General features: G+C 68.6%; 16 protein-coding genes and 1 pseudogene. 8 read left to right on the plus strand and 9 right to left on the minus strand.

What is annotated here, in order from left to right:
* The first annotated feature begins 573 nt into the window (after positions 1-573).
* Both MYMAC_RS25820 and MYMAC_RS25825 read left to right on the plus strand, forming a co-directional pair.
* On the plus strand, positions 574-1,992 hold the full coding sequence (locus MYMAC_RS25820; protein ID WP_095960015.1) for a TolB-like translocation protein: 1,419 nt from the start codon (positions 574-576) through the stop codon (positions 1,990-1,992).
* Positions 1,993-2,109: 117 nt separating this feature from the next.
* Complete coding sequence (locus tag MYMAC_RS25825; RefSeq protein WP_095960016.1) at positions 2,110-2,880, plus strand: M57 family metalloprotease; 771 nt, start codon at positions 2,110-2,112, stop codon at positions 2,878-2,880.
* A 71-nt stretch (positions 2,881-2,951) separates the two neighbouring features.
* Here the strand turns inward: MYMAC_RS25825 and MYMAC_RS25830 are convergent, their stop codons facing one another.
* Together MYMAC_RS25830 and MYMAC_RS25835 are read right to left on the minus strand one after the other, a co-directional pair.
* Complete coding sequence (locus tag MYMAC_RS25830) at positions 2,952-3,542, minus strand: MPN domain-containing protein (protein ID WP_095960017.1); 591 nt, start codon at positions 3,540-3,542, stop codon at positions 2,952-2,954.
* Positions 3,539-4,504, minus strand: a complete 966-nt coding sequence (locus MYMAC_RS25835) for a 3-hydroxyacyl-CoA dehydrogenase family protein (RefSeq protein ID WP_095960018.1) — start codon at positions 4,502-4,504, stop codon at positions 3,539-3,541. The genes MYMAC_RS25830 and MYMAC_RS25835 overlap by 4 nt, the downstream gene beginning before the upstream one ends.
* A 204-nt stretch (positions 4,505-4,708) precedes the next feature.
* Here MYMAC_RS25835 and MYMAC_RS25840 point away from each other — a divergent pair, with 204 nt between their 5' ends.
* Positions 4,709-4,912, plus strand: a complete 204-nt coding sequence (locus tag MYMAC_RS25840; protein ID WP_095960019.1) for a hypothetical protein — start codon at positions 4,709-4,711, stop codon at positions 4,910-4,912.
* Positions 4,913-5,004: 92 nt separating this feature from the next.
* On the opposite strand, the gene MYMAC_RS37410 is transcribed toward MYMAC_RS25840, so the two are convergent.
* Positions 5,005-6,348 (minus strand): hypothetical protein, encoded by a 1,344-nt coding sequence (locus MYMAC_RS37410; RefSeq protein WP_204817903.1) that lies wholly within the window; start codon positions 6,346-6,348, stop codon positions 5,005-5,007.
* A 579-nt stretch (positions 6,349-6,927) separates the two neighbouring features.
* Positions 6,928-8,064: pseudogene (locus MYMAC_RS25850) on the minus strand (LVIVD repeat-containing protein); the annotation flags it as partial.
* A 436-nt stretch (positions 8,065-8,500) separates the two neighbouring features.
* On the opposite strand from MYMAC_RS25850, the gene MYMAC_RS25855 reads away from it, so the two are divergent.
* Both MYMAC_RS25855 and MYMAC_RS25860 read left to right on the plus strand, forming a co-directional pair.
* Positions 8,501-11,230: an Ig-like domain-containing protein gene (locus MYMAC_RS25855; RefSeq protein ID WP_157757561.1), complete on the plus strand. Its 2,730-nt coding sequence runs from the start codon at positions 8,501-8,503 to the stop codon at positions 11,228-11,230.
* A gap of 64 nt (positions 11,231-11,294) precedes the next feature.
* A complete protein-coding gene (locus MYMAC_RS25860) occupies positions 11,295-11,744 on the plus strand; it encodes a YciI family protein (RefSeq protein WP_095960021.1) in 450 nt (149 codons plus the stop codon).
* 92 nt (positions 11,745-11,836) lie between these two features.
* On the opposite strand, the gene MYMAC_RS25865 is transcribed toward MYMAC_RS25860, so the two are convergent.
* From MYMAC_RS25865 to MYMAC_RS25875, 3 genes are all read right to left on the minus strand, one after another.
* On the minus strand, positions 11,837-13,156 hold the full coding sequence (locus tag MYMAC_RS25865; protein ID WP_095960022.1) for a ferritin-like domain-containing protein: 1,320 nt from the start codon (positions 13,154-13,156) through the stop codon (positions 11,837-11,839).
* Between the two features lie 231 nt (positions 13,157-13,387).
* Positions 13,388-15,028 (minus strand): hypothetical protein, encoded by a 1,641-nt coding sequence (locus MYMAC_RS25870; RefSeq protein ID WP_095960023.1) that lies wholly within the window; start codon positions 15,026-15,028, stop codon positions 13,388-13,390.
* Between the two features lie 223 nt (positions 15,029-15,251).
* Positions 15,252-17,276 carry a serine hydrolase gene (locus MYMAC_RS25875; RefSeq protein ID WP_420810015.1) on the minus strand — a complete coding sequence of 675 codons (2,025 nt, stop codon included), beginning with the start codon at positions 17,274-17,276 and terminating at the stop codon, positions 15,252-15,254.
* 239 nt (positions 17,277-17,515) lie between these two features.
* Between MYMAC_RS25875 and MYMAC_RS25880 the strand changes: the two genes are divergently transcribed.
* Positions 17,516-17,851: a hypothetical protein gene (locus MYMAC_RS25880; RefSeq protein ID WP_239989017.1), complete on the plus strand. Its 336-nt coding sequence runs from the start codon at positions 17,516-17,518 to the stop codon at positions 17,849-17,851.
* Positions 17,852-17,942: 91 nt separating this feature from the next.
* On the opposite strand, the gene MYMAC_RS25885 is transcribed toward MYMAC_RS25880, so the two are convergent.
* The gene (locus MYMAC_RS25885; RefSeq protein WP_095960025.1) at positions 17,943-19,391 is read right to left on the minus strand and encodes a glycoside hydrolase family 43 protein; all 1,449 of its coding nucleotides are present in this window, start codon (positions 19,389-19,391) and stop codon (positions 17,943-17,945) included.
* 145 nt (positions 19,392-19,536) lie between these two features.
* Positions 19,537-20,028 carry a DUF1772 domain-containing protein gene (locus tag MYMAC_RS25890; protein ID WP_095960026.1) on the minus strand — a complete coding sequence of 164 codons (492 nt, stop codon included), beginning with the start codon at positions 20,026-20,028 and terminating at the stop codon, positions 19,537-19,539.
* Between the two features lie 77 nt (positions 20,029-20,105).
* Between MYMAC_RS25890 and MYMAC_RS25895 the strand changes: the two genes are divergently transcribed.
* Together MYMAC_RS25895 and MYMAC_RS25900 are read left to right on the plus strand one after the other, a co-directional pair.
* Complete coding sequence (locus tag MYMAC_RS25895; RefSeq protein ID WP_095960027.1) at positions 20,106-20,894, plus strand: helix-turn-helix domain-containing protein; 789 nt, start codon at positions 20,106-20,108, stop codon at positions 20,892-20,894.
* 300 nt (positions 20,895-21,194) lie between these two features.
* Entirely contained in the window at positions 21,195-23,411 is a 2,217-nt protein-coding gene (locus tag MYMAC_RS25900) for a M4 family metallopeptidase (RefSeq protein WP_095960028.1), read from the plus strand.
* Positions 23,412-23,417: the final 6 nt, after the last annotated feature.

The following is a 23,417-nucleotide window of genomic DNA, read 5'->3' on the forward strand; positions in this document are numbered from 1 at the left end:
ACCCACCTTCGCCCAGCACCCCGGACGGGCTTCAATTGGAGATTGGGCGGGAGCGCGAAGCAGCGCAACGGGCACCGCCACTCCGATGAGGAGCCCGACGACTGCGAGCGCGACCACCTTCCACTTCTTCATGACGCCCCCTTCGTGGCCGCCGAGGCTACCGCGCCGCCGAAGGACGGGTCCAGGCCTGGCGCCTGGCTGTGGCCGCGGTCTTGTCGACAGCGTGCCCAAGCTCTCCATGGCACAAGACTGCTCCGGTGCTGTAGCAGCCCCCCGGATGACCCAACTCACATGCCTTGCGAAGCACCGCGATGGCGACGATGGCAGGTGGCTGCGTGTCGGCGGGCTTCGGCGCGGATGTTCGGCCATCGACGTGGAATGCAATTGCAATTCCGGACAGGCCTCGCGCAGGCTCCTGCCATGCGCCTCCGACTGCTCGCATCGATATGCTTGCTTGGCACTGCCTGCGCGTCCCAGGGCCCGGTCAGTCGCCCCGAACCCCCTCCTGACGCGGAGTACGGCACGCCTCACCCGTTCGTTTCCCAAGTCGCTTCGCCCAATGGGCGCTGGTTCATGGCCTGCCAGGCGCGCGAGGACACCAATCAGGACGGCAGCGTCTCCGTGCAGTTCGACTTCCACGGAGGAAGCGGCCCCAGAGGTGACGCGCTGCGCCCCTATCTCTTCCTTGAGCCAGGGCCCGGCATTGCCATTGACGAGTTGCTCGCATGGGACCGCTCCGGACGTCACGTCGTGTTCGTGCGCGAGGGGACCCTGCGGCTGCTCGATTCCTTGTCGGGCCAGGAACAGGTGCTGAGCCCCGGCCCCTTCGCGGCCAGCCTGTCGCCGTATCCGCGCCCTCGCGCCAGATTCTCTGGCGATGGCTCACGGTTGATCTACCTGCGTCCCGAAGAGGGAAAGACGGTGGCGGTGCTTCGCGACATGGCGCGGGGCACCGAGCGCGTGGTGGACATGGGTGAGGGGCAGATCGACGCGATCGCCCTGGATGACGCCGGCCGGTGGGCAGCCGTCCAGGTCGTGACCGAGGACACCGACAAGGACGGGCGTCTATCGGGGCCCGAGTTCGAGACCAACCTCGCGCCTGCCCTGTGCCGAGGTCCCGTCATGTCCAGCAGCCTCTCCGGGGAGAAGGGAGACAGGCCCACGTATCGGATGCGCCACCTGGACACAGGTCGTCTCGTCGAGGACCCGGACAGCATCATCGCCTACTACACCGTGGGTGATCAAATGCTCCGCCAACTGCCAGACGGCGCCATCGTCGCAGAGGATGCCCACGGCAAGCGCGAGGAGTGGGTCCCAGCGAGCTGCAACGGGGTGCTGTTCCGGGTCGATGCACCACGCCGGCAGGTCCTGGTCGCCTGTCGCGCCCAAAGTGAGCATGCGCCTCTTCCGCTCGAGCTCCATGGCCCGGCTCTCCACAAGTCCCTGGGTTGGTCGGTGAGCAGCGCAGACGATGCAATGCGCGCCATCAATAGCAAAGGCCCCCTTTTGATGCTGTCCGCCCAGAGGAAAGGGCAGAGAATGCAAGATGTCATCGTGGACCTGGAGCGACGCGCCGTCGTGCCCGTCCCCTTGGAGAAGTACCCTGTAGAGACCGGTAGCGACTACGTCCTCCTGTTGGAGCGGAAGTCGCCAACGAACGGCACAGTCAGCGACCCCATCAATCACTTATGGCTTTGGAATGTCATCACCGGAGACCAACGCTATGTAGGCATGGAGAGCACGTACGGCTTTGCGCGCGTGGACGACCTCGTGCTCCACATGGGGTGGGTCGTGGACCTGGGCACCGGCACGGTGCTGGGGACGGTGACGGAGGCGTCGTTCGAGCTCGATGCACGAGGCCGCGTGCTGGTCCCAGTCCGCCCCGAGCCAAAGAAGCCCGGTATCCCTGTCCACATGGGGCCGGTGCGCTGGGCGCCCGCGACGCAGCCCGCCTCGACGAACAGACCGGCCTCGACAGCGCCATCGCCGTAACCAGACACCCCTTCAGCGGACGTTCCGCTCAACATCGGTCATTGCGGACATGAGCGCGCCGGGTGGCAATGCCACCTTGATAGGCTCCCTCTTCCCCACACGAGAGGGAGACCCACCATGTTCCAGAGAGCGGCAGTCGTCGCGGTGAGCTGTGGCGTGTTGTTGGCTGGCTGCGGTAGCGGAGCGTCGGGCACTACCGATGAAGTCATCTCCAATCTGATCGAGGCGGGGTTCCCCGCCGAAGGCATCCGGGTCGCCGATGGTGCCGTCTACGTGGGAGGGGACGCCCACGTCTCCCTGGAGGCGTCACGGGAGATGCTCGACCCTGGCGAGGGGAGTCACGAACTCCACAGGACGACGAACATCGTCGGCCTCAACGTGGCGACAATCTGCGTCAACCCCACGGCCACGTTCCGAAGCCACTCCCGGCTCATGCAGGGACTCGAACTCGCGCTCGCCAACTACAACGCCCTGGGGCTCCGGATTCGCTTCATCCAGGGAGCGACCGCCAGTTGCCATGCGATGATTACAGCGGCGACCATGACCGGCGCCGGGGGCTCCGCGGGCTACCCCTCGAACGGGCTTCCCTATGGACGCATCTACATCGGCACAGGCCTGAGCAGCTACAGCCTGGATAGGGTCGAGCACGTCATCACCCATGAGCTTGGCCATACGATTGGCCTTCGCCACACGGACTTCTACAACCCGAGCATCAGTTGCGGCACCACCGGCCCGGGCCCCGAAGGCGTAGGGACAGTGGGGGCCATCCAAATCCCAGGGACGCCCCCGCCGACCCCAGGTGGGTCGCTCATGAACACCTGCATCCCACCGGACACAGACGGCGAGTTCACCCCGAGCGACGTCGTTGGGCTGAACTTCATCTATTGAGCGCCGACGTCACCGCCCTGTCCAGGGGCTTGGGCGGATGGGCTTCTGGCGGGAGGACGCCCCACCCCGCTTCACCGCTCCGGAGTCTCCAGTCGGATGGGCAGCGCTCGACAGCCCGCCCCAGCCTCCGGGTCATCGGGCGGGGCCCACGCGCCAATCGACTGATAGAGCCGCCCCTCTCGCTTCTCCAGGTAGAGAATCATGTTGAGCGGCCAGCCACTGCCGTGGAAGAGGTGGCGGTCCATGGGCGTGGGCTCCTGGCTGACACGCAGGCCGCGCTCGTGGGGCGGGCCGATGCGGTGCCAGTCCGGGTGCAGGTGGATGGAGCCGAGCACGTCCAGGCCCTGCGCCTCGGCCTCGGTGGTGATGCGCAGCAACTCCCGGGGTTCGCACCAGAAGCCACGGCGCCCGTTGGCGTAGCAGGCGCCAAAGCGAGGGATGATGGTGCTGTCGAACTCCTGGAGCACGCGCTCATCCGTCTCGCGGATGTTGGTGGCGAAGCGAACACCCTCCACGCGCATGGCATCGCCGGCGACGCGCCCCAGCAACACGGCCCAGCTCCGGGGCGGAAGCTCCGGGGTGCACGTGGTGTACTCGCGGATGGCGTCCACCAGGAAGTCCGCCAGGACCGCCGAATCCAACAGGACGGCCTCTGTCCTCATTCTTCAAGCTCCGTCGTGGGAGCGCGGAGGCGGCCCGCGGCCCGGTCCTCGCGAAGCTGGGTGGCGAGGTGGCGGGCCATGCGCTCCTCGTAGGCGGCGGTGGACTCGGGCGTCCAGGCGTAGAAGCCCTGGCCCGTCTTCTGCCCCAGCTCGCCCCGCTCCACCTTCTGCGCGAGCACGGGCGGCACGGGGCGGCCAGCGCCGCGGAGGAGCGCCGTCATGAAGTCCAGCCCCACCAGGTCCAGCCGGTCGAAGACGCCCGAGGCGCCCAGGCGCCGCCCGACGCCCTGGGTGAGCACCTGGTCCACCATCTCCGGCGTGGCCACGCCCTCGTGCACCAGCCGGATGGCCTCGCCGATGAGGGCCTGCTGCAGACGCGGGCCCACCGAGCCCGGCACGTCCCTGGCGAACACCACCGGCGACTTGCCCAACGACGCGAGGAACCGCCGCACCGTCTCCACCGCGTCGGGAGACGTCTTCTCTCCGGGGATGACGTCCACCAGCGGGACGAGGTGCGCGGGCAGGTAGTAGTGGGCGGAGAGGACGCGCTCGGGCCGCGTGCAGTCCCGGGCGATGGCCGTCACGCTCAGCGCGGTGGTGTTGGTGGCGAGCAGGGTGTCGGGGGCCGCGAGCCGGTCCAGCTCGCGAAAGAGCTGCTGCTTGAGCGCGAGGTCCTCCGGGATGGACTCGATGACCAGGTCCTGCGCCACGGCGGCCTCGGCGAGCACGGTGGTGCGGCGGATGCGCCCCAGCGCGGAGGGCACCTGCTCCGCGGCGAGCAGGCCCGTCTCCACCAGCAGCGCCGCGTCCCGCTCCAGCTTCGCGCGCGCCCGCTCGCTGCTGTCGGCGCGCGTGTTGTAGAGCACCACCTGCCTGCCGGCGATGGCGAGCTCGAGCGCGATGCCGCACCCCATGGCGCCGCCGCCCACCATGCCAATCCTGTTCAACCGTCGGTGTGTCATGGGGCGCAGCCTCGCCAGCTCCCACGACAGAGACAAGCCTTTGACGTATTACTGTAAATATTCACGACACATGTGTGATTGATGCACCGGGCCATTGTGAGGCCTCACGGGACAGGAACAAGAGAGCACCTTCACACACAGTTTGGATGAGGCCAGATATCCCGTGGGCTCCGAGGTGGACATCACGCGACGAGCCACGATGCCGTGGATGTAGCCCGGTACAACGTGGCCCTGACACTCCACTACAGCCTGGTGGGGATGGCGCGTCAGGATGCGTCCCAGGCCGACCACGTGGCGAATACCTGCGTGGCGTATCGCGTGCCTGGCATCTGCGCCCTGTTACAGAATGCGAACACGGGCGGCGAGTCCACCCCGAGCGACATCGTCGGACTGAACTTCGTCGATTGAGAATCGACGTCCCCCGGAGCTTGCCCATTTGAAGGGGGCTCCGAGGGACGTCTTCAACCCGGGGGATGTTGGCGAATGGCCACGCCAGGGGCTCACAGCATGCTGGCGATGTCCTTCACCGGCTGCGGCGCGGCCTCGGTGTTCGCCAGCGCGCCCATGGCGCCTCCGAAGATCATGGAGGCCGGGTTGATGCGGCCCGTGGTGACAGCCCCGAGGACGCCCTCCGCGGCCCCCTTCACGGTGTTGAGGTAGCCCTTCGCGGCGCCCTCGAAGACGCCCTTGACGCCGCCCTCCGAGTCGCCAATCCCCGTCAGGACGTTGCTCACCCCCGGCAGGAACCACAGGTGCTTGCCCGCCTCACCCGCGAACCACTGGAAGTTGTCCTTGTTGCTTCCGTCCGCCTTCACGTGGGTGTCCTTCGTGGTCGGCAGTTGGTGCTCTCCCAGGAAGGAATAACCCTTCTCCGCGAAGTCCTTCACCATGCCGGCCTCGGTGCCGTGCCGCGCATCGCCATCCTTGGTGATGCCCTCGATGTTGCCGTCGCCCTTGCCGTTCTTGACCTTGTTCGACCGGTCCTCACCCGTGGAGGTCTTCGCGCTGTCGATGAACTCCAGCACCTTGGCCAGACGGTAGACGGCGTCCGGGTTCTGCTTCGCGTCCTTCAGGTCCAGCTTGGGGTCGATGCCCGTCTGCTTGCAGAGCTGCTCGAACTTGATGTCCTTCTGGCGGCCCAGGTTCTTCAGCGCGGGAGAGTCATCGACGATCTGCGCCGCCGTCCGCTTGTCTCCAGCCGGGCGCTTGTCCTTGGCGCTCGGGACGCCGGAACCGGAGGGCTCGGGAGCCGGCTTGAGGTTCTGCAGGTTCTTGGGGAGCCCGCGGGGCGCGAAGGTGGCGGGTTCGTTGACCGGCGCCTGCGCCCCCGGCCGCATCGGCGCGTTGAAGGGCTGCGGCTGGGTGATGGCACCCGTCTCGAACCCATCCATCGGGTTGACGTGGCCCATGGGCACGCCACCGGCCTGGAGCGGCGACATGGGACCGAAGCCGCCCGTCGGCGGGAGCGCGGACACCGGGCCGAAGCTGTCCATCGGCGGGAGCCCGGCCGCCGGGTTGAAGCCGCCCATCGGCGCGAGCCCGGCCGCCGGGTTGAAGCCGGCCATCGGCGGGAGCGCGGCCGCCGGGTTGAAGCCGCCCATCGGCGGGAGCCCGGCCGCCGGGTTGAAGCCGCCCATCGGAGGGAGCCCGGCCGCCGGGTTGAAGCCGGCCATCGGCGGGGGCGCGGCCGCCGGCCCGAAGCCATCCATCGGCGGAAGCCCGGCCGCCGGCCCCAGTGCGCTCACGGACTGGAGCGCCGCGGGGCCGAAGGCGCCCACGGACTGGAGCGCCGCGGGACCGAAGTCGGCCGCGGTCTGGAGCGCCGCGGGGCCCAAGTCAGCCATGGTCTGCAGCGCCGTTTCCCGGACAGAGGGCCGCCCGGGCCCGCCCGGGGACTGGGGCGCCGCCGGGCCAGAGGGCCGTCCGGGCCCACCCGAGGACTGGAACGAATCCACCGGGCCGGAGGGCCGCGTGGAGGAGCCTTGGGGGACACGGCCGCCCTTGTCCGGAGCGGACGCCGACGAGGGCGGCGGCTTCGGGGCCGTGGGAGAGGACTGCGCAGCGCCCGGACGCTTGGAGGAGAAGGAGGAAGCCTTGGCCTTGCCGATCATGGGGATCACCTGTTTCTGACAGCGAAGGGGGATTGCTGCGGCGAGTCTGTCCCGCCCATGCGCTGTCTCACTGCAGCACCCATGCCACCTTGGACGTTCGACGTAACATACCGATTTCACATGGCTACGACGGCTGCAGGCCCCCCGTGTGAGGCGTTGGCCCGGTGACCGCAGTCACCAGGCGGATGGCGCCAGTCACCACCGAGGGCCATCACCCCAGGCGCCTCCACAGCCGCGTCATGCAACGAGGTGGCGCGGCTGTGGAGGCGTGCCGCCAGGTGCCCGCCCCCACCCGCGACTTCCGCTGGACGCTCAGAGTTCGTTGAGGATGAGCAGGCCGCGCACGGAGTCGGCCGCGTACACGTACCCGTCACCGGGCACCCGGATGCCGAAGGTGCCCTCGAACACGCGCACGCCCTCGTGGTACCAGGCGATGTAGAGCAGGTGGCCCTTCAGAATCAGGTTGTGGATGGACGTGACGAGGCTGAGGCGGAATTCGCCAATCTTGACGATGTTCGCCGGGTCCGTGACGTCCAACACGCGCAGGTGGGAGCCATTGAATTCAGTGCCCTCGAAGGCGATGGTGCGCCCGGCGAAGGTGCCGACGGCGCTGTGGTGCGCGAAGGCGTCGAAGCCATGCACGTATTGGCCCAGGTGCCGCACGTTGTCGAGGTCGGTGACGTCCATGACGGAGTACCCCCCAAAGCCATTGCTGATGTAGAGCCGGCCCTCATAAGCGAAGGCGTCGTGCGCGCCCCCCAAGGAGAACTCGGACGGCACGGTGATGAGTTGGAGCAGGACGGGCTCCAGCGGCGAGGTGACGTCGTGCACGTAGGTCACTTCGCCCGGCGACATGGCATAGAGGCGGTTTCCATCCACCAGCACGGTGTGCGCCCCGTATTGCCCCGCGGGCAGGTGGCGCACGTACTCCGGCTGCGAGGGATTGGAGATGTCATAAACGACGACGCCCGCGCTGTTCCCGGCGATGTAGAGGGCATCCTCCTTCGCCCACACGCCATTCCAGCTCGAGTCCCCCGGCAGGCTGATGGAGGCCTTGAAGATGGGGTGCGCCCTGTCACTCACGTCGAAGACGGTGAGCCCGCCGTTGCTGGCGCCAGCGATGTCGTTGATGGAGACGACGTAGGCATGGTCCTTCGTGACATAGACGTCCACGGCATCTCCCAGCGCGACGGGGGACTCGGAGATGAGGCGCAGCCCGCCCGAGGACTCACCCTCCCCTCGCTGTGAGAGCATGCGGTGCGCTTCGAAGGTGCCGGCCCGGCTGAGCCTTCCGTTGGTGCAACGGGCGTAGCAGCCCGTCACGATACCGGGCGAGGGCACCTGGCAGCCGGCGAGCGCGGTGACAGTGACGGCCCCGTTGTACGGATTGGCGCGGCTGCCCACGACGAAGTAGCTCCCGCCATCGGTGTTCCGCGTCAGTAGCGGCCTTGGCCTTGCAGGATGTCCGAAGCCGCTGGGTCTCCAACGGTGGTGGCCACAAGCGCCCCGAGTTCGCCATCGACCGCGGCGGCTTCCTCCAACCCTTGTCGCGTGGCGTCGGCTATGCGGGCGCTGCGAATCAACGGCGCCCAGTCCCCGCCGGGTGAATGTCATGTCGCCGAACGGCGCCGCCGCCGTGTAGAAGGGGCGCCTTATGCGGAAAGTGCAGATGGGGTGGGGAGCGATGTCGAAGTGGCTCGCGGGCGCAGTCGTGAGTGGATGGCTGTTGGCCGCTTGTGGGGGGACAGGCAACGAGCGACCTGGCGACCCTGCGCCGCCGGATTCCGGGACGCACGCCGAGCGGGATTCCGGCACACCGGGGCAGGAGGATGCGGGCCTCGGGGACGCAGGGACGCCGGAGGACACCACGCCCCCCGACGCGCCGATGCTCCTCGGGACCGCGCCCGTCTCTCCCTCCAATGTCAACGTGCCGCACATCCTGGCCAGGAGCGAGCCAGGGGCGCGCGTGCGCCTCTACACCGTCGCGGGGTGCTCCGGCGCCATTGCCGGCGAGGGCACCGCGGACGCCCAGGGCCAGGTCTCCATTCCTGTGAATGTGCCCGACGACGCCTGGGCCTCCTTCCATGGGCTGGCCATCGACCCGGCCGGGAACGTCTCGCAGTGCTCGCCGCAAGGCGTGACCTACCGCGAGGACAGCACGCCGCCGGCGCTCTCGGGCCTTCGGCTGTCGCCCTCGGAGGCCGCCAACGACAACGCCCCGCGCCTCATTGGCGGCACGGAGTCGGGAGCCACCGTCCGGCTCTACGTCGATGAAACCTGCTCCGGCACGCCGGTCGACAGCCAGGTGGCGGACGCGGCCGGCACGTTCTCCCTTCGCCTGTCCGTTCCTGATGACAGCGTCACGGCCACCTACGTGTCCGCCTCCGACGAGGCGGGCAACGCCTCGGCCTGCGCCGTGGGCCCCACCTACCGGGAGGACAGCACGCCCCCTGCGCCCCCAGCGCTCGCCACCACCCCCGTTGCTCCCGCCAACCACAACACGCCGGCCCTCCACGTCACCACCGAGCCGGGGGCCACGGTGCGCTTCTTCGCCGGCACGACGTGTCTTGGAGGAGCGCTCGCCTCGCGTACCGCCGACAATCAGGGACAGGCCACGCTGCCGCTCTCCGTGGCCGACAACAGCACCTCGCGCTACGTGGCCCAGGCAACGGACGCGGTCGGGAACGTCTCGGCCTGCTCCGCGGCGCTGACGTTCGTCGAGGACAGCACGGCGCCCTCCGAGCTGGCCGCCACGGTGATGGACGGCCTTTCCGGCCCGGAGCTCGAATATCAGAACAGCGACACGCGCGTGGCGGCTCGCTGGTCCGGCTTCAGCGACGCCGTGAGCATCCGGCGCTACGAGCTCGCACTGACGTCCATCTCGGCGTGCCCCGGCAACGCGAGCAGCATCCAGGATGTCGGCGCCGCATCGTCCGCGGAGCTCACGGTGCTCACCCTGGCCGAGCAGCGCTACTACAGTTGCGTGCGCGCCGTGGATGAGGCTGGGAACACGTCGGGCTGGAAGATGTCGAATGGCTTCATCGTGGACGTCACGCCGCCGCGCGTCGTGTCCGCCACGCCCGAGGCTTCCTCCGTCACGGCCTCGCCCTGGACCGCCATCGAGGTGTCGTTCAGCGAGACGACCCTCGACACCACCAGCGTGACGCCGGCCACGTTCCACGTCACGGCGGACGGCCAGAGGTTGTCCGGGGGCACGGTGACCTGCGCCGCGGGCAGGTGTACGCTCGCGCTGACGCAGCGGCCGGCATTCGGTGCGCAGGTGAGCGCTGCCATCGACGGGGTGAAGGACCTCGCTGGCAACACGATGACCGCGCCCCACGCCTGGGGCTACTCGGTCCGTGCGGCCGAGTGGGGAGCCCCCCAGGTCATCTTGAGCAGCTCGAGCCTCAACTCAGCCTCCCCCTCGCTCGCGATGGACGCCTCTGGCGTGGCGACGATCATGTATGCCGACGAGGGGCTCCGGGCGCGGCGCCACAGACCCGGCGCGGCCTGGGAGGCGGACCAGCGCGTGGGCGCGGACACGCTCGACACGTCACTTCCCAGACCGGGCGCGCTCACGCCCCTGCCTGACGGCACCCTCCTGGCCGTGGTGGAGGCGTGGCCGGTGGGGGAATACAGGACCCGCAGGACCTTTGGCGTCCTCGCCACCGGCTCCGACAGCAGCGTCCAGAGCTGGAGCGTGCCGCGGTTGCTGGGCGAGGACACGGGGATGGATGTGATGGCCCCCCGCGTGGTCGCAGCGCCCAACCAGGGGGCGCTCGCCGCCTGGGTCGAGGAGAGCTCCACGCAGCGCTTCCTGTGGGTGCAGCCGTACGCCGGGAGTTCAGACTGGGGCTCGCCAGTCCTCGTGCGCACCATCGACGACGCGAACTGGGGCTACTCGTGGGACGGCTATGACGTCGGGGTGGACTCGCGGGGGAACGGGGTGTTGGTCTGGTCCGAGCTCAACAGCCCGCTCCAATACTCGCGCCAGGGCGCCTGGGGTTGGAGCGCGCCGGCGACCGGCGAAGGCATGGGAGGCCGCTATCCCCACATCGCCCTGAATGCGGATGGGACTGGCGTTGCCGTCTGGATTCGCAGGTATCAAGACAACGACCGGCTGTACGCGAACCCCTTCATGGTCGATTCTGGCTTCAGCGACCAGGAGGTGCCCCTCCACACGCAGGGGAACGTCATCAGCGGGCCGCAGGTGGCCGCGGACGCGAACGGCAATGCGTTTGTTGTCTGGAGCCAGCACAGCCCCAACTTCGAGTGGGGGTTGTGGTGTGCGCGTTACGTGAGCGGCTCGGGCTGGCTGCCGCCCCAGCAGCTCGCGACGGAATACGGAGGGGGCAGTGACCTCCACGTTTCTCCCTCCGGCACGGCCACGGTCGTCTATGGCCGCACCGAGGGAGCGTCCACGTCCGTCTGGGCTCGACGCTTCGTGCCCGGCGCGGGCTGGTCCTCCGCCAGGCGGCTCGATTTCACCAGCGTGACGGGGTACCTCGGGAATCTCGAGGTGGCGACCAGCCCACTCGGGAACGCCGCCGTCATCTGGACCCGCCAGGACCCGGACTCGGGCACCCGGTCCCTGGCCTCGGCGTTCTTCGAGTAGGAGTGGCGCCGCGCCAGCCGCTGCCTCTAGGGTTCCGCGCACCTGCTTCCCGAGGACCTTCACCATGACGCTCACGACCGCACTGCTCCTCCTCACGCTCGGCGCCGCGCCGGCTCAACCCGCGCCTGCGCCTCCAACCCAGCCCGCCGCGAAGAAGTGGGAGTTCGACAGGCACTACCTCGTCCTGCTGGAGCGCGTGCCTGGCGCCAAGAAGCTGCCGGAGGCCGCGCTGGCGCAACTGCAGAAGGAGCACCTCGCGCACCTCACCCGCATGGGCGAGAGCGGCAAGATGGTGCTCGCGGGGCCCTTCGATGAACAGGACGACGTGGGCCTGCGCGGCGCGTGCATCTACCGCACCGCCACCAAGGCGGAGGCGAAGCAGCTCGCCGAGCAGGACCCGATGGTGAAGGCGGGCCGACTGCGAGTGCAGGTCATGGCCTGGTACACGGAGAAGGGCTACCTGGCCTTCCCCCTGGCCCCGCCCGTCGAGGGTGCCAAGGACGCGGACAAGTAGGCGGGCACCGCGGCCCCGCCGCCCTCTCCTGCCAGAGAGGGCGGCGCCAGGGCCGACAAGCGCCGCCTCGACATCCGGCGCGGGCCTGGGCCTCAGTTCCAGAGCTCCCGCGAGAGCAGGTCCACCATCGCGACGGCGGCCTCCGGCTCGGGCAGCCCCAGCGCCTTCAGGAGCGCGGCATCGGTCGGCGCGGCGACCTCCGCACGGAGCGCCTCCACCGCCCGCTGACGTGCCGCTCGCACCGCTTCCCGTTCAGCGGGCGGCAGGCGCTCGGCCGCCCACCGGTCGATGGCCCAGGACAGGTCCGCGTGCCGGGTCTCGTCCTCGGCGATACGGACCATCGCCTCGCGCACCCCGTCGTCCTCCGCGTGCAGGGCCTGGTGGTGCGCCAGCAGCGCGCCGTACGTCTCGCGCACGCAGCCCTCCACCGCGTTGTCCAGCGCCACCTCGAGCAGCGGCCTGGGCGGGAGCGGCGCCACCACCGCGCGCTCAGGCGTCGCGCCATGACGACGCGCCAGCCGTCCACACACCTCCGTGTGAGCCACCTCATCCAGCGCGCTGCGCAGCGCCGCCTGCTGAAGCTCGACCGCGGCACCATGGAGCGCCAGCTCGTCCCGCAGCCTCAAGAAGGCCGTGATGGAGGCCTCCTCCAGGTGGGCGATGAGCGCGAAGTGCTGCCCCAGCTCATCCGCGCACGCAACCGAGCCATCCGAGCGAAGGCCCGCGGGCCTGCGCCCCACGGCGCACCCCTTCGTGCCCCGCTCCAGGATGTGGGACTCCCTCACGTGCACCTCGCCCGAGGGCGTCACCTCCAGCAGATACTGCGTCAGGTTGGAGCCCTCTCCACACGCGAACCCCTTCGTGGCGACGACGTTGAAGGTCCCGTCCGCGTTGGCCTTCACCGCGCCTCTCTCCAACGCCGTGCAGCTCAGGCTGTAGCCCTCCGCGAAGACCTGGAGCAGCGCCTCCTGAGGCGCGTCGATGTCACCCAGGAAGGCCCGGAGCGCCTCTTGGGAGGTGTGGGCCTCCACCGCATCCCCTCGCGTTGTCACCAGGTAGTACGCCTGGCAGTCCAGGTCGCAGCGGGAGCGAAACCCCTCCTCGGAGGAGAGGGACTCGAGCTCCGCGTTGCATGCCACCGGCTGCTGGGCGCTCTCGCACGGCGTCCCCGCGGACACGACGGGCTGCTGCTGGGCCGAGCCGTACAGGTCGGTGATGAGCCTCATCTCGATGAAGTCCGGCGCTGCCGCGGGAGACAGCCCTCGGAGTGACAGCCTTCCTTCATCACAGGTAGGGGGGGAGAAGCCCTCCAGGGAAACCCCTCCGCTGCCGCAACCGGTGAGCAGCAGCGGGGACGCCAGTGATGCACTCAGCGCTCGGGCGAAGAGCCGACGCAGTTGATCCGAGTTCAAGCCACACTCCTCTCTGGGTACACCTCGCCTTCAGAGCAATGTGGATGCCAGCAGCACTTCAGTCGATGCCCCCGGGGGCGCCGACTGCGGCACGCCGGTGTTTTCCACGAGTGGACTCAGAAACCTGAGGCACTGGGCGTCCCGGACGGCGCGCGTCGCCGCGGGGCTGACGCGCGGCTCCAGGTGCCAGGCCCGCCACCGCACCGCACGGGTGGAGTAGCGGGCCCCGCGTCACGGCGTGGTGAAGAGCGAGCTGAACGCATCCGCGTGGGCCATGGGCAGCGCCTCGCGGGTGTGGAACGGGTCGCGCTCGATGTCATAGCCGGGGCCGTCGTAGGCGGACAGGCGCAGGTAGTAGATGCTGTCCGGCTTCAGCATTCCGGGAGGCAGCCGCACCTGGGTGGCCGAGCCCGGCAGGTAGAGGACGCCATCGGTGAGCAGGGTGTTCACCTCCGGGTTGTAACGGAGGAACGCCAGCCGGTAGGCGTTGACGGAGCCCTGGGCCGGGGGCAGCCAGGAGATGACCGGGTTGGCCGCGCCCACCTCGCGCTGGGTGCTCGCGGGCACGCCGTCAATGGCCAGCGCCCGCGGCGGCGACACGCGCGGCTGGAGAGGGCTCGCGATGAGACTGTTGAACTCGTCCGACGTCGAGATGCTGCCCGACAGACTGACGAGCCGGCCCGAGCCATCCGGCACCGTCTCCAGGACACGGAACGAGTAGCTGCCCAGGCCCACCACGCCCCAGGTCGACGGGAAGGGATTGCCGAACTGCAGCCGCTGCGTGAAGTTGAACGACGCGGCGCGCGGCAACTGCAGGGTGAGCAGCTCACCCGAGTAGCCAATCCACCCATCGTTCGTGCCGTGCGCGGCGGGGATGGCGTAGAAGCTGGGGATGGACGGCGTCGCGAGCGGGTGCGCGTCCAGGGCCCAGGCCGTATAGGCCGGCAGGCGCCACTCGAACGGGAACTCCGTCCGGCGCGTCGGCTGCATCACCCCCGCCAGCGGCATGGGCGTGACACCATCCGGGGTGAAGTCGAAGGCCCCCACCTCCACCGCGCGGTCCACGGCGGAGTACCCCAACTCGGTGCCATCCGGCGCCGTCCCCGCGGGGTACTGGCTGTGCTGGGAGACGTAGAGCCGGTCTCCCCTGCTCGCCTCGAAGATGGGGATGTTGCCGGTGCCCGCCCACAGCTCGGCGTTGTGGGTGAGGATGCGCGTCTCACCATCGGGGATGAAGTCGAAGAGGCTCACGGCGCCGTACAGGTCCACCTGAGCGGACGCGAGCTGGAGGCTGGAGCCGGGAAGGGACGCGCTCGACCAGTTCGTCCACGGCGCCATGTTCACCAGGTTCAACTGGAGCGGCGTGAGGTAGTGCTCCGAGTAGACGGTGTCCGGACGCCCCAGCTTGTTGATGCCCACGTCCACGTGGCGCGCGTTCGAGACGATGTACGTCGACCCCGTGCGAAGGTAGTACGGCCCGGAGGGGACCCCCGTGAACAGCCACCCGCCCGGCACCGCGGAGCCGAGCAGCAGGCTGAACGTCGAACCGTGCGGCACATAGATTTCGGGGGGCCGCGCCGACATGTCCTCCACCCGCTCGGAGGTCCCCTCCGACGTGTAGAAGCGCGTCGTATTCGTGACCAGCACCGCGTCGCTCGGGATGCCCGCGTCACCGGGGGTCCCCGCGTCATCGGGCGTCCCGGCGTCGGAGCACCCCTCCCCCAGGGGCTCGCTGCCAGGCGACTCGGAGCTCGGCCCGTTCGGAGCGGGGCTCCCGGTGAACTCCTGTCCCTCCTGCCCGGGCGAGCCGCAGCCCACCAGCGTCATCACACACGTCGACCCTACGAGGACGGACCACTTCAACCAGCGCATTCGAGCCCCCATCAATGGAACAGCCGAAAAGCATTATCCAGGGAGATACGCAAAGAGCGGCGAATCTTGGCTGTCCGGGTGTACGAAAGCTGGGCGCGGCCCTCGGCCCATGACGGCGGACGGGGCGCGGGAGGGGCCGCTGAACGCACCAAGGACCGGCGGAGCCCCCTGCGGGCCCGGCCGGTCCTACGTGCCCTCCCGGAAAGCCCGGTGGAGGTCCTGGTCAGAACAGGTCGTGCGTGGGCCAGGCGCTGACGCCGTTCACGACGTTCTTCATGAGGGTGTCGAGGTTGATGTCGGACGTCCCCGAGCCGGAGCTGTTGTTGGAGTTGGTCACCGCCGACCAGGCGAACTCCTCCGCGCCGGTGGGCCCGTAGCGGTCATCGGTGCGCATCAACAGGGCCCGGGTGCCCGGGATGTAGCCGCCGTGCCACCAGTTGGGGAAGCTGTTCACCGACCAGCCCTTGGCGTAGTTGACGGCGTTGCCCAGGGGGTCGAGCGCCGTCGTGCGCGTGGTCATCGTGGTGAGGGTGCTCGCGTTCAGCAGGTCCGGGACGGTGGAGAAACCATCCGCGCGCACGGTGACACGCAGCAAGTCGATGGGCGTGACGACCCAGCCGCCGTGCGCATCCATGCGACGCACCGGCATGCCGTACGGGTTGAAGGCCCCCGCGCCAAGTTGGTAGTAGACGGGCTCGTTGGACAGACGCGCGCTCAACGTATCCCCTCCCACGGCGAAGCTGGTGGCGCCGCTGGGTGCGAACACGTTCGCGCGCATATAGGCGTCATAGGTCATGCCGGTGACCCGCTCGATGATGCGGCCGAGGACGCTGTAGCCGAAGTTCGAATACTGGTACGTCGTCCCAGGCGCGAACTCGAGCGGCACGTTCTGCAACACCCATTGGATGAGCTGCGCGTGCGACATGCCCGTGTTCATGAACATGGGGTCATTCGTGCCGTCGTCGCCGCTGTTGTCCCAGCCGCCCGCGGTGTGCTCGAGCAGGTGCTGGACCGTGATGTTCAGCACGCGGCTGTCCGCGTAGGTGCTCGGCGCGCCGAACGTCTCACCGAGCAATCCGCCCCGGCCGAAGACGCGGTCCGTCAGCCGGATCCGGCCGCTTTCAACCAGCCGCATGATGCCAATGGCCGTCATGGGCTTGGACACGCTGGCGACGCGGAAACGGTGGGAGGTGTTGACCGGGGTGTTGCTGGTCCGGTCGGCCAGGCCATACCCCTTGGCGAACACGAGGCGCCCCTTGCGGGTGATGGCCAGCGACAGGCCGACGGTGTTCGTGCTGGCCATCGCCTGCTCGACGGTGTCGTCGATGTGCTGCAGGTCGGCCGCGCTGAACGTCAGGTTCTGCCACAGCAGCGAGAACTCGGGCAGTCTCCCATTGTTGTGCGCCGCCACCAGGACGGGGCGATATCCCTGGTTCTTGAGGTCCGTCACCGCCTGCTGATACGCGGCGGAGGAGAGCCCGTGCCGCGCGACCATCGGAATCCCCGACGAAGCATGGAAGATGGCCGCGTAGCGGTCCGTGCCGCCCACGTTGTAGCTGCTGAGCTTGGCGAGCTGGTAGCCCTGGGTCGCGTTGGTGTTGAACGTGGACTGGTACTGGGACGCGGTCATCCCGTGATAGGCGCGCCAGGCCGGGCCGCTCGTCTTCTCCCAGATGGCCGCGTAGCGCTCCGCGCCGCCGGACGTGTAGCCACTCACGTGCGCGAGCCGGTAGCCCTGCCCCGTCCAGGTGTTGAACTCCGTCTGGTACTGGGACGCGCTCAGGTCATGGCGGGCCACCCACGGGGAGCCACCGTCCACATGAAAGATGACCGCGAAGTAGGCGACGCCTCCGACGCTGTACCCATTGACCACCGCCGGGCGGTAGCCCTGCGCGTTCTGATTGACGACGGTGGTCTGGTACTGCGCGGAAGTCAGCCCATGGTAGGCCCGCCAGGCCGGGCCGCTCGTCTTCTCCCAGATGGCCGCATAGCGGGCACTGCCCCCGTCTTCGTAACCGCTGACATAGGAGAGGCGATAGCCTTGCCCCACCCACGTACTGAACTCCGTCTGATATTGGGCGCTGGTGAGCGCATGGCGGGCAACCCAGGCATCATAGGGGCCGGCCAGCGCCTGGGACGCGGCACTGGCAGGGTCGTGGGACGCCTCCTCGGGAGCCCCGCACCCCACGAAGGATACGGCCAGCACGGACAGGGCCACCAGAAGCGGCCTCATGCTCAAAGGCTTCATGCTCAAGAACTCCTGCTTGACGTTGGTACCGCCACCAGGAAACAAAGCCAGCGTGGAGTTCCCCTCACCCGAGGACAGCGAAAAGAGCGCCCACTCGCGCGCGCGGTGCGCTCGTGGCGGTCCGCTGAGGTGCAGGGGCTCCATCGCCGGTGCCGACCCGGGGCCCAACGCGATTCGCCTTGGGTAAGGTTCGCGCCATGCCCAGCCTTCGCGCCTGTCGGCGCTTCGCCGCGTCTCTCATGTTCGCTTCGTCGGCCGTCACCGCGCAAGCCGCGGAGGTCTCCACCGCCCAACGGGTGGAGACCACGCCGGGCCTTTCGCCCGACGACATCCGCCCGCTGTCGGGCGACGACCGGCTGCCCTCCCCAGACGCCTGGCGCACAGCCCTCAAGCGCCTGCTTTCCGAGCGCGGCCCCCGCATGGCCCCCAGCGTGCGCCATGGCGTGGAGGCGGTGCTCTCCATCAACATGCGAGACGCCGCCGAGCTGATTGAAAACTCGATGAACGAGGCCATGGCTTCGCGAATCGACTGCCCGAGGCTCCGCGCCTGGAAGCAGGTGTCGCGCATGGATTGACGCGGCAGCCCGCGCTCCCCCACACCGCCGCGCACATCCGCGCCGTGGAACAGGGAGCCACGGCGCGGAGGCGGGAGTCACAACAACGCCACTACGGCATGGGCCGCGAGCCCGCTGAGGGCGCGGACGGAACCGCGGGCCAGCCATTGGCCCAGGTGATGGCGTCCACGAGCATCACCCGCGCGGTGTGGCCGCTGTTCCACGCGTGGTAGACCATGACCATGTCTCCGCCCGGCCCGGTGACGACGGAGTTGTGTCCCGGCCCCGTCCAGCCGCCACCCGTCTTGAGAATCGGCGAGCCCAGCTTCGTGTACGGGCCCAGGGGGCTCGTCGCCCGCGCGACGCCCACGGCGTAGGTGCCGTTGTAATAGGTATTGCCGCTATAGAAGAGGTAGTAGTAGCCGCCTCGAGCGACGACCCACGGCGCCTCGACGACGCCGCCCTCCCAGGAGAGGTTGTTGGTGATGAGCGTCTGGCGCGTGCCCACCAGCGACAGGCCATCCGCGGACAGCGCCTGCCCGTAGATGGGCGTGGGCTGTCCCACCGCGTTGCCGTCCGCCTTCCACACCAGGTATGGCGCCCCGGTGGTGCTCGTGAAGAAGGTGGCGTCAATCATCCCCATCCCCGCGTCATGCACGAGCGGCCGGCCGATGTCCGTGTAGGGCCCGAGCACGCTCGCCGACGTCGCCGCGCCAATGGACAGCTTCCCGTTCGAGTGCCGCGCGGTGAAGTAGGCGATGTAGCGCGTCCCCACCTTGTGGATTTCCGGCGCCCAGAAGTCGCCCGTCGCCCAGGTGGGCTTCGACGCCGACGGGAAGATGAAGCCCGCGCTCGTCCACGTCACCAGGTCCGTCGACGTGCGCAGGGCGAACGCGTTCGCCGCGCCGCCGGACGTGCACGCCGCGACGTACCGCGCCCCATCCCGGATGACGCCCGGGTCCGCGCAGCCCACGGGGACCACCGGGTTCTGGTACAGCCCGCCACACCCCGTGTACCGGAAGGACATGCCGCACGCGCCCGCGCCGCTGAAGTACGGCTTCCACCCGTTGGAGAGCACCGCGTATGAGTTGCTGCCTTCGTTCGTGCAGGTCCGCCCCCAGAACACGCGCCCGCTCACGTCGTCGTACTGCGCGGTGTGTCCCGACGGGTGCAGCCACGACGCGGCATAGGTGACGCGCGTCGAACACGCGGCGGCCCCGGCGCAATCCGTGTCGAGCGCCATGACACACGCGTCGTTGCCGGCGAAGTACGGCTTCCACCCGTTGGAGAGCACCGCGTACGAATTGCTGCCCTCGTTGACACAGGTGCCATCCCACGTCACCAGGCCACTCGCGTTGTCATGCTGCGCGGTGTGCCCGGAGGGCCGAATCCACCGCTCGCCGTAGGTGATGCGCGTGTTGCACGCGAGCGGCGCGCCCGCGGTGCCTGCCGGGGACTCCTCCGCGAGCGGGGTGTCGATGCGCTCATCGCCACAGCCGGATGCGAAGGGAGAGACGGCGCACACCAGCGTGAGCGCCAGGCTGCGAGGGAACTTCCTCATTGGAACCACCTCCAGATGGAGGTGTGCGAGCTATCATGAATTCACTGAAAAGCAGATAAAACGACTTTAGATATCCCACCAATGTCCTTCAGTCGACCCACCACCTGTTCGTCCGCCGAGAGCCGACGGACGCCGCGGACGAAGGTCACGCACCGGCGCCGCGCCGGAGCCAGCTCAGCGCCTGGAGCGCCGCGAACCAGGCCCCGGCCACGAGCACATGGCGCAGGTGGTTCATCCGGGCCCAGGTCGTCGCGGTGTCCACGGACGCAGCGGTGTCGGGCGCCTGCATGAGCCCGAACATCGTCGGGATGAAGTAAGAGAACGTGAGGAGCCTATCGACGAGTGCCGCCACCGCGGCCACCAGCCACCAGGTGCGCACCGGCCCCGTGGCCCGGGAGGCGAGGTACAGGCTCGCCAGGGTGAGGAGGGTCATGGGCCCGGTGGTGACGAACGCCCAGAAGCGGAGGCCGACGTCGTCCTGCCGCGCGGCGTCCGCGGACCAGTGGCCGCCGGCGGCATCGAGCCACCGGGGCAGTGAGATGCGGTGCTCGTAGAGGCCCGCGCCAAACGCGATGCCGAGGTTGAGCACGAAGAGCCACAGGACGATTGCCGCGACGGAGTGCTTCAGGTTGATCATGGTGCCAGGGTGCTCCGGAAGCGCGCGGCCGTCTTTCCCACCCTTGGGTCGTTTTTCTTCTTCCTGCGGAGTTCTGAATGGGTCCCCCACCCTCCCTGCTCGAGCGGATCGGCACCGACGTCGTCCAGTTCCAGGATGCATCCGCGGCATTCGACGCCACCGTGGGAGAGGTCCTCGCGCTCGGCCGAGCGGACCTGGCGTGCCTCACGCAGCTTCAGTTCGGAGGCCCCACGCCCTTGAAGGCCGTCCCGCCGGGGACGGATGTCGCGCGGCTGGAGCTCGCGGGCTACGTGGAGAAGGAGGGAGCCGGCGCTGCCCGGCGGCTGGTGCTCACGGCGCATGCTCGCGCGTGGATTGAAACGCTCTGGGGGCCGCTGCAAGCGGACGGGTACGCGCTCATGGCGGCACTGCCAGAGGAGCACCTGCGAATCGTCGCGAGGTTCCTCACCGCCGCGCGGGCGCTCCAGGACCGGCACGCGTCCCGGGTGGCGAAGCTGCTCCAGGAACCGGGGCGTTCCCGGGCGGCCCGCCAGCGAGGCGGCCTGTCTCCCGCGGCGCTGCACCGCGTGAAGCTCTATGTCGAAGCCCACCTCGCGCAGCGAATCCCCGTGGGGGCGCTGGCCCGCCGCGCCGGACTGAGCGTCTTCCACTTCACCCGCGCGTTCCGTCAGTCCACCGGGATGACGCCCCATGCCTGGGTGCAACATCGGCGCGTGGAGCGGGCGCGCGAGCTGCTGCGCCAATCCACGCGGCCCCTGGGCGACATCGCGCTCGCGGTCGGCTTCGGTTCACAGAGCCACTTCACCACTGTGTTCCGCCGAATCACGGGATTGACGCCCGCCGTGGTTCGCCGCGACGCGCGCTGACACCGACCTCCCATTCGACGTCACAGGCCACGCGGCGCCTCATCGGCGCGCTGTACGCTGGGCAGGGCCTGTACGACACCGGGGACACCTTCGGTCGGCGGGCCACGGAGCTGGAAGACAAGTCCCTGGCTCGCCGGGAGCCTCCATGGGCGCCTGCGCCGTGCCGACCCGCCGTGTCCAGGAAGGGCCCACGCGCTGCTGGGCACGTGCACGGCCACCTGCCGCTCCCCACGCTGTCCTCACGGCTCACGTTTCCCTGAGGAGGACGCTCGAGGACCTCCAGGAGCTCAAGAGGAAGTCATGGAAATCAATGGATTGATGCCATTCACATTTCACCGGCATGACTGCCCCCAGGTGGCAGCGGCGCTCCGGCCCATCAGAGGCCTGGCACTCTCTCCAACAGATGAAGCCCCCACCCTGGCCTCGCTCGACGCGGAGACAGCGGCCAGGCGCTATCTCGACAAGGCCTTCGCCAGTCCACAGCTCCCGGGCTTCAACCCCATCGTGGTCCAGCGCCACGAGAACGAATACCGCACGCTCGGCGCCGAGGCGATTCCGCTCACCGGGACCACCATGGTGAAGTTCCGCCAGCTCTTCGGGAACATCCCCGTCTACGGCTCGCTGGTTTCAGTTGAGTTGGATGAGAACAACGAGCTCCTCAACCTCAACGCCGCTCGCGGCGAGCCCTCCGGCGTGAATCCGGTGGCGACGCAATCCCCAGCCCAGGCACTGAAAGTCGTCGAAGACGCGGCCGGATACCAGCGGGGCGCTCTCCAGGCCGTCCCCACCCTTCAATACTACTTCGACCCGAAGGACATGCGGTGGAGGCTGGCCTACACGGTCGAGAATGTACCGAGCCGTAAATCAAACAACCTCCGAGCCCCTGCCCTCTTTGACTATGTGGTGGACGCGCATACGGGCGCGTTGATCGCCACCCTGCCGCACCCGCAGGGGCTGGACTTCAAGCAGACGGAATCCACCGGACAACGACGGCATTCCAGCCCCGCGCTGTCTCGCGCCAGGGATACGGGATGTTCAGAAGCCGCTCATGATGAACTCGGAAAGGAGCGCCAGGTCCAGTGCAAGCTGAAGGAGGGGCGCTTCATCCTCGTGGACGAGGACCTCAACATCCACACGCACGACGCGCGCTTCCGCGACATCCAGCTCGACGACGAGTCCTTGCCGGGCGACTACGTCACGCGGCCACCCGGGACCTGGTCCGCGGCAGGAGTCAGCGCACACGCCAACGCCACCGAGGTCGCTCGCTTCCTGCGAGATGTCCTCAAGCGCAACAGCCTCGACAACAAAGGGGGCCCCATCATCTCCTCCATCAACTGCTGCTATTTGAATGGGCAGCAGGGACAAGAATGGCGAAACGCGGCGTGGGTTCACTCCCAGATGGCCTACGGCCAGCGAATGCAGGGTGGCAGGCTCATCTCCTACGCCACCGCGCTGGACGTGGTCGCTCACGAAATCTTCCACGGACTCACGGCTCACACCGCGAACCTGCTGTACGAAGGGCAGACCGGCGCACTCAATGAGTCCTACTCCGACATCTTCGGAATCATTGTTTCGAACTTCCACAAGCCTGACATCACGAAGTGGGACTGGCAGATGGGTGAGGAGCTGGAGGGAACGGGGATCCCCCTCAGGGACCTGCGTTCACCGAAACGACGCAACCATCCAGAGCACATGGATGAGTACCAGCATCTCTCGTCCGATCATGGTGGCGTGCACACCAACAGCAGCATCCACAATCGCGCGGCCTACCTCATGCTGACGGCCACCGACGCGGCGGGGCAGCCCCTCCTGAAGCCGGAGGAGGTTGCCGCCCTCTTCTACATCACGCTCACCCAGCACCTCTCTCGCACCTCCACCTTCAGTGACAGCCGCCGCGGGATGGACTCCGCCGTCCTCAGCCTCTTCCGCGACGACCCGGCGCGTGAAACGAAGCGTGAGGCCGTCTCACGTGCCTTCGAACGGGTCGGGATTTCACCCACCCCGACCGGGAAAAGCGTTGGCGCCCCGGGGACCCAGGCGTCCTCCCCCTTTCTCCTGAACGACGTGCAGGAAGTCGCCGCCGTCAGCAGGCCCCCGCAATTCCTCATCCCCTACTCGGCGAGCTTCCTGGGCGACGGCTTCCAGGTCCCGCTGCCCGAGCTGACAGCACGGACGCGCGACGAGGCGTACGCGGGTGGTCAGGTGATGGACTACGTCCACTTCTCCCTGGCGCTGCACGAACGTCGCCGCACCGCCCTCTACACGGCGTGCAACATCGACGCGGCGCACATGGTCCGGCTGGGGCGCCAAGGGCTCCCGTGGATGCTGGACCCGCGAATCCCAACCCAGGCGCAACTGGGGCCGGCGTACTACGCAGGCAACGCGTGGGACCGAGGCCATCTCGTCCGGCGACAGGACCCCATCTGGGGCCCGGTTGCCGAGGCGCGTCGGGCCAATGAAGCCACCTTCTACTTCACCAACGCCGCCCCCCCAACATGCCAACTTCAACCAGGATGAGTGGCT

This window comes from Corallococcus macrosporus DSM 14697 (assembly GCF_002305895.1).
Lineage (GTDB): Bacteria > Myxococcota > Myxococcia > Myxococcales > Myxococcaceae > Myxococcus > Myxococcus macrosporus.